Annotated in this window: 3 protein-coding genes; 1 reads left to right on the forward strand and 2 read right to left on the reverse strand. The window is 59.4% G+C overall.

Translation table 11 applies throughout. The features are described 5' to 3' along the window. Window positions 1-96 precede the first annotated feature (96 nt). Together relA and rlmD are read right to left on the reverse strand one after the other, a co-directional pair. Window positions 97-2,334 carry a GTP diphosphokinase gene (relA, locus tag HMPREF3142_RS22725; RefSeq protein ID WP_008806246.1) on the reverse strand — a complete coding sequence of 746 codons (2,238 nt, stop codon included), beginning with the start codon at window positions 2,332-2,334 and terminating at the stop codon, window positions 97-99. A 121-nt stretch (window positions 2,335-2,455) separates the two neighbouring features. Further along, window positions 2,456-3,760 carry a 23S rRNA (uracil(1939)-C(5))-methyltransferase RlmD gene (rlmD, locus tag HMPREF3142_RS22730; protein WP_064142761.1) on the reverse strand — a complete coding sequence of 435 codons (1,305 nt, stop codon included), beginning with the start codon at window positions 3,758-3,760 and terminating at the stop codon, window positions 2,456-2,458. A 112-nt stretch (window positions 3,761-3,872) separates the two neighbouring features. On the opposite strand from rlmD, the gene barA reads away from it, so the two are divergent. Continuing rightward, on the forward strand, window positions 3,873-6,623 hold the full coding sequence (gene barA, locus HMPREF3142_RS22735) for a two-component sensor histidine kinase BarA (protein ID WP_070612690.1): 2,751 nt from the start codon (window positions 3,873-3,875) through the stop codon (window positions 6,621-6,623). Window positions 6,624-6,785 lie beyond the last annotated feature (162 nt).

Genomic DNA, 6,785 nt, shown 5'->3' on the forward strand with positions numbered 1-6,785 from the left:
TTCCAGGAACGTCTCAGCGATTTTGAGGCCGCCAACGCCGGCAGTTTCAGCAGCCATTGCCCCAGCGGTCATTCATTGACCTGGCCTGGAGAGGACTTAACCGCCGTGCAGACGGCGCGCGTCAATGACATCGGGCACCTGGTTCAGCTTACCGAGCACCCGGCCCAGCACCTGCAGGTTGTAAATCTCAATGGTCATATCGATGGTTGCCAGCTGCTGACGGGTATCGCTGCGGCTGGCGACACCCAGCACATTCACCTTCTCATTGGCGAGAATGGTGGTGATATCGCGCAGTAAACCGCTGCGATCGTTCGCCTCCACCCTGACCACCAGCGAGTAGCCCGCCGAGTAGCTTTCACCCCATACCGCATCGACGATGCGCTCCGGAGCATGCGACTGCAGTTCAGCCAGCTGATCGCAGTCGGCGCGATGCACGGAAATCCCGCGCCCCTGGGTGATAAAGCCGACGATCTCATCACCCGGGATCGGCTGGCAGCAGCGGGCAATATGGTGCATCAGGTTGCCTACCCCTTCCACCACCACCCGGCCATTGTCCTTGGTGCGGTTCTGTGGGGCGTAGGTTTTCTGCTGCAGCTGCTTCAGCGCGGCCGCATCCTGCTCAGCGGCGCTCGGTTTATTGAACTGCGCCTGCAGGAAATTGACCATCTGGTTGAGACGGATATCGCCGCCGCCAATGGCAGCCAGCAGTTCATCGAGCTCGTTGAAGTTGTAGCGCGGCAGCAGGTGTTTTTCCGCATCCTTAAGACTGATGCCCAGATGCTCCAGCTCGTCGTCGAGGATCTGCCGACCGGCGAGAATATTCTTGTCGCGGTCCTGTTTACGGAACCAGGCGTGGATCTTCGAGCGTCCGCGACTGGTGGTCACGTAGCCGAGGTTAGGGTTCAGCCAGTCGCGGCTCGGGTTCGGCTGCTTCTGGGTAATAATTTCAATCTGATCGCCCATCTGCAGCTGATAGGTGAACGGCACGATACGGCCGCCAATTTTGGCGCCGATGCAGCGATGGCCGACGTCGCTGTGGATATGGTAGGCAAAGTCGAGCGGCGTCGACCCTGCTGGCAGGTCCACCACGTCGCCTTTCGGCGTAAAGACATACACCCGGTCGTCGAAAACCTGGCTGCGCACTTCGTCGAGCATTTCGCCAGAGTCGGCCATCTCTTCCTGCCAGGCAATCAGCTTACGCAGCCAGGCGATGCGGTCCTCATAGCCACGGCCACCGCCGGTGCCCGCTCCCGCACCCTCTTTGTACTTCCAGTGCGCAGCTACGCCAAGCTCAGCATCTTCATGCATCTGCCGGGTGCGAATTTGAATCTCCACCGTCTTGCCGCTCGGGCCCAGCACCACGGTATGAATAGACTGATAGCCGTTGGGTTTCGGGTTGGCCACGTAGTCATCGAATTCATCCGGCAGGTGACGATAGTGGGTATGGACGATCCCCAGCGCGGCATAACAATCCTGCAAACGCTCGGCCACGATGCGCACCGCGCGAACGTCAAACAGCTCGTCAAACGCGAGGTGTTTTTTCTGCATTTTGCGCCAGATGCTGTAGATGTGCTTCGGCCGGCCATAGACTTCCGCCTTGACGCCTTCGGCTTTCATCTCCGAGCGCAGGTGGCCGACGAACTCGTCGATGTAATGCTCACGGTCGATACGGCGTTCGTGGAGCAGTTTAGCAATGCGCTTGTATTCTGCCGGATGCAGATAACGGAAGCAGTAATCTTCCAGCTCCCACTTCAGCTGGCCGATACCTAAGCGGTTCGCCAGCGGCGCATAGATATTGGTGCACTCTTTCGCCGCCAGCACGCGTTCATCTTCCGGCGCGTCTTTGACCTCGCGCAGATGCGCGATCCGCTCAGCAAGCTTGATGACCACGCAGCGGAAATCGTCAACCATCGCCAGCAGCATGCGGCGAATGTTATCCACCTGCTCGGAAGATACCGAGTCGTTATGGGTGGCTTTTAGCTGGCGGATAGCGGCCATGTCCCGCACCCCGTGAATCAGGGTCACGACCGATTTACCCACGCTCTCCTGCATGACCTCTTCACTAACGACTTCACCGTCCGCCAGTGGGAACAACAGCGCCGCGCGCAGCGTATCGAGATCCATACTCAGGGTGGACAGAATCTCCACCATTTCGACGCCACGCCACAGCAGCAGGTCTGCCTGCGGGTGTCCTTGCGTTTTTTCGCGACAATAATCCCAGGTTTCGGCTAAGCGCTCACACGACTGCTGGCTGGAAATCCCCAGACTCGCGATCCATTTCTTCGGGTCAAATTCACCAGCTTTATTAAGATGTGCACTTCTTACCGCAACCATTGTCCTCTCCTTAAGGGACCGGCCTGCCGAAGTCGGCAAGCCTCAACTTTCTACATGTCATCCTGCAGGTCGCGTCAGCATTGACGGCCAGGGTGGCTCTTCTGCGACGTTGTGAATGACCTTATGTAAGCCTGCGCTCAAACAACACCATTGATTCCAGATGACCGGTATGCGGGAACATATCCAGCATCGCCAGGCGTTGAATCTGATATCCAGCCTGCAACAGGGTTTCGCTGTCTCGCGCCAGCGTCGCCGGGTTGCAGGAAACATACACCACCCGCCGCGGTGCCAGTTTTATAATATGCGGCATCACGCCCGGCGCGCCGGCGCGGGCCGGGTCCAGCAGCACTTTATCAAAGCCGTGCTTCGCCCAGGCCTGACGGGTGACATCCTCTTCCAGATTTTCATGGAAGAAAGTGACATTTGATAAACCATTGAGGGCGGCGTTTTCCCGCCCCTTTTCTACCAGCGCGGGCACCCCTTCCACCCCCACCACGTGGGCGGCTCGCGTCGCCAGCGGCAGGGTAAAATTGCCCATTCCGCAGAACAGGTCCAGTACCCGGTCCTCTGGCTGCAGATCCAGCCATTCCAGCGCAGTACGCACCATCAGCTGATTCACGCCGTCGTTGACCTGGATAAAATCCCGCGGACTGAACACTAAGCGTAGTCCGTCTGAGGTGTACCATGGCGCTTCGCCATGAATATGTTCCAGTATCTCGCTTTGCGGCGCGAGGTACAGAGAAAGACCGTGAGTTTGCGAAAAGCGTTCCAGTTTTTCCCTGTCGCCCGCTGGCAGCGCGGCGGTATGGCGCAGCACCATCAGCGGGCCGTTGTCCGCCTGCACCAGCTCGACGTGGCCGAGGTGGCGTAATGCGCTCAGCGCGCTTAAGCACTCGCGCACGGCGGGCAGCAATGCCTCAAGCTGGGGCACCAAAACAGGGCATTGCACCACATCGACGATCGCTTTGGCGTTGGCCTGGCGAAAACCCATCTGCAATTGTTGGGTCTTTGGCTGATAATTCAAGCTTAAGCGCGCGCGACGGCGGTAGCCCCACGGCATGCCGGCGATGACCTCATCCACCTCACGCTTCATCAGCCGCGCCAGCGCGGCGCGTTTACTTTGCTGCTGAAGCGCGACGCTGGCATGCTGTTGTTGGCAGCCGCCGCAGACGCCAAAATGCGGGCAGCGCGGCGCCTGGCGCTGCGGGCTGTCGGTTAGACGGCGTTTCACCTGGGCGCGGGCGTACTGTTTTTTGTCTTCCACCAGCACCACCTCGGCCTGCTCCTGCGGCAGCACACCGCTCACGAACAGCGCCTTCCCCTGGTGGCGGGCAACGCCCTGACCAAAGGGATCGAGGTCATTGACTGTAACGGTTATGATCTGGCGCGTCGTCACACGCCGTTTTGCAGAGTAGAATTGCGCCATCGTAGAGAGTTGTCTCAATCAAATAAAACGAGCTCGTTCAGGGCGGCAGTGCCGCGAAGCGCACCGACGCGCACAGAACGATGATGTCTATATTCTCCCATAATGGAACCGCATGACCAACTACAGCCTGCGTGCTCGCATGATGATTCTGATACTGGCGCCAACCGTCCTGATTGGGCTGTTGCTCAGTATTTTCTTTGTCGCTCATCGTTATAACGACCTGCAACGCCAGCTGGAGGACGCCGGCGCCAGCATTATTGAGCCGCTGGCGGTCTCCAGCGAATATGGCATGAATTTGCAAAACCGCGAATCCATCGGCCAGCTGATCAGCGTCCTGCATCGGCGTCATTCGGAGATCGTGCGGGCCATCTCGGTGTATGATTCGCATAACCGGCTGTTTGTCACCTCCAATTACCAGCTCAACCCCAGCGAACTGCAGATCCCGAAAGGCGAGGCATTTCCCCGCCGTCTCAGCGTCATCCGCGACGGCGACATCATGATCCTGCGCACGCCGATCGTCTCGGAAAGCTATTCGCCCGATGAGTCCCCCGAATCTGACGCCAAAATGCCGGGCAATATGCTGGGCTACGTCGCGCTGGAGCTGGATCTGAAATCAGTCCGCCTCCAGCAGTACAAAGAGATTTTCATCTCCAGTGTGATGATGCTGTTCTGCATTGGCATCGCGCTAATCTTCGGCTGGCGCCTGATGCGCGACGTCACCGGGCCTATCCGCAATATGGTCAACACCGTCGACCGCATCCGCCGCGGACAACTGGACAGCCGGGTCGAGGGTTTTATGCTCGGCGAACTGGATATGTTGAAAAACGGCATTAACTCGATGGCTATGTCGCTGGCGGCGTATCATGAGGAGATGCAGCACAACGTCGACCAGGCGACCTCCGATCTGCGGGAAACCCTTGAGCAGATGGAGATCCAGAACGTTGAGCTGGACCTGGCGAAAAAGCGCGCCCAGGAGGCGGCGCGCATTAAGTCTGAGTTCCTGGCCAATATGTCCCACGAACTGCGCACCCCGCTCAATGGGGTGATCGGCTTTACCCGCCTGACGCTGAAAACCGATCTCAACGCCACGCAGCGCGACCACCTGACCACCATCGAACGTTCGGCCAATAATCTGCTGGCGATCATCAATGACGTGCTCGACTTTTCCAAGCTGGAAGCCGGGAAGCTGATTCTGGAGAGTATTCCGTTCCTGCTGCGCACCTCGCTTGATGAAGTGGTCACCCTGCTGGCGCATTCCGCACATGATAAAGGGCTGGAGCTGACGCTGAACATTAAGAACAATGTGCCGGATAACGTCATTGGCGATCCGCTCCGTCTGCAGCAGATTGTGACCAACCTCGTGGGCAATGCGATTAAATTCACCGAGCACGGCAATATCGACGTGCTGGTGGAGCAGCGAGCCATCAGCAACTCGCGGGTACAGATCGAAATTCAGATCCACGATACCGGCATCGGCATCCCCGAGCGCGACCAGTCCCGACTGTTCCAGGCCTTCCGTCAGGCCGATGCCAGCATTTCACGCCGCCACGGCGGCACCGGACTTGGGCTGGTGATCACCCAGCGTCTGGTCAAAGAGATGGGCGGCGATATCTCATTCCACAGCCAGCCAAACCGTGGTTCCACCTTCTGGTTCCATATCAGCCTCGATCTCAACCCGAACGCCATTCCGGATATGCTGAACACCGACGGGCTGGCGGGCAAGCGTCTGGCCTATGTGGAGGCCAACGCGACGGCGGCCCAGTGTACGCTGGAAATGCTGGCCGCCACGCCGCTGGAGGTGGTTTATAGCCCTACCTTCTCCTCGCTGGCGGAAGCGCAGTACGACATTCTGCTGGTCGGCATCCCGGTCTCAATGCGCGATTTGTCGCCGCACCGGGAAAAATTAGTCAAAGCTTGCGCGATGTCTGACAACGTGCTGCTTGCTCTGCCATGTCATGCCCAGGTCAGCGCCGAAGCCCTGAAGCGCGACGGCGTCGCTGCCTGCCTGTTGAAACCGCTCACTACCACCCGTCTGCTGCCGGCGCTGGTGGCCACCAATCATGCGCCGGCTTCCGCGCCGTTGACGCAAACCGACAGCCATAAGCTGCCGATGACCGTGATGGCCGTCGACGACAATCCGGCTAACCTGAAGCTGATTGGCGCCCTGCTGGACGACCTTGTGCAGCAGGTGATCCTCTGCGACAGCGGCCAGCAGGCCGTGGACCAGGCCAAGCGGCTGCAGATGGATCTGATCCTGATGGATATTCAGATGCCGGATATGGACGGCATCCGCGCCTGCGAGCTGATTCATCATCTGTCGCATCATCAGCAAACCCCGGTGATTGCGGTCACCGCGCACGCCCTGGAGGGCCAGCGGGAGAAGCTGTTGAGCGCCGGCATGAACGATTATCTGGCGAAGCCAATCGAAGAAGAGAAACTGCACGCTCTGCTGCTGCGCTATCAGCCCGGCCTGCTCAGCGTCGCTCCGGCGGCGCTACCGCCCGCAGAGCCGGTCATCGACCATAACCTTACGCTTGACTGGCAGCTGGCGCTGCGTCAGGCCGCCATGAAGCCGGATCTGGCGCGGGAGATGCTGCAGATGCTGATCGCCTTTATGCCGGAAGTGCGTAATAAAGTGGAAGAGCAGCTGGTGGGCGAGCAGCCGGAAGGGCTGGTGGATCTGATCCACAAGCTGCACGGCAGCTGCAGCTACAGCGGCGTGCCGCGGTTGAAAAAGCTGTGCCACACCCTGGAGAGCCAGCTGCGGTCGGGTACCGCCGCCGAGGACCTGGAGCCGGAGCTGCTCGAGCTGTTAGACGAGATGGATAATGTGGCCCGCGAAGCGTGCCGGATGGGCGTGTAAACCCCGGATAGCGGCGCTACGCGCCTCATCCGGGCTACGCCCTACGGTCCGGTATTCGGTTGGTAGCCCCGGTAAGCGTAAGCGCCACCGGGGACGGTTCCCGGATCGCGGTGCTACGGTCCAGTACTCGATTGGTAGCCCCGGTAAGCGTAAGCGCCACCG

The sequence above is a fragment of the Klebsiella sp. HMSC16C06 genome, from assembly GCF_001808325.1.
GTDB lineage: Bacteria > Pseudomonadota > Gammaproteobacteria > Enterobacterales > Enterobacteriaceae > Klebsiella > Klebsiella variicola.

What these genes read in the sequence shown, in the direction of transcription:
- relA (WP_008806246.1), bottom strand. Translation starts at nt 2,334, where the DNA reads ATGGTTGCGGTAAGAAGTGCACATCTTAATAAAGCTGGTGAATTTGAC.
- rlmD (WP_064142761.1), bottom strand. Translation starts at nt 3,760, where the DNA reads ATGGCGCAATTCTACTCTGCAAAACGGCGTGTGACGACGCGCCAGATC.
- barA (WP_070612690.1), top strand. Translation starts at nt 3,873, where the DNA reads ATGACCAACTACAGCCTGCGTGCTCGCATGATGATTCTGATACTGGCG.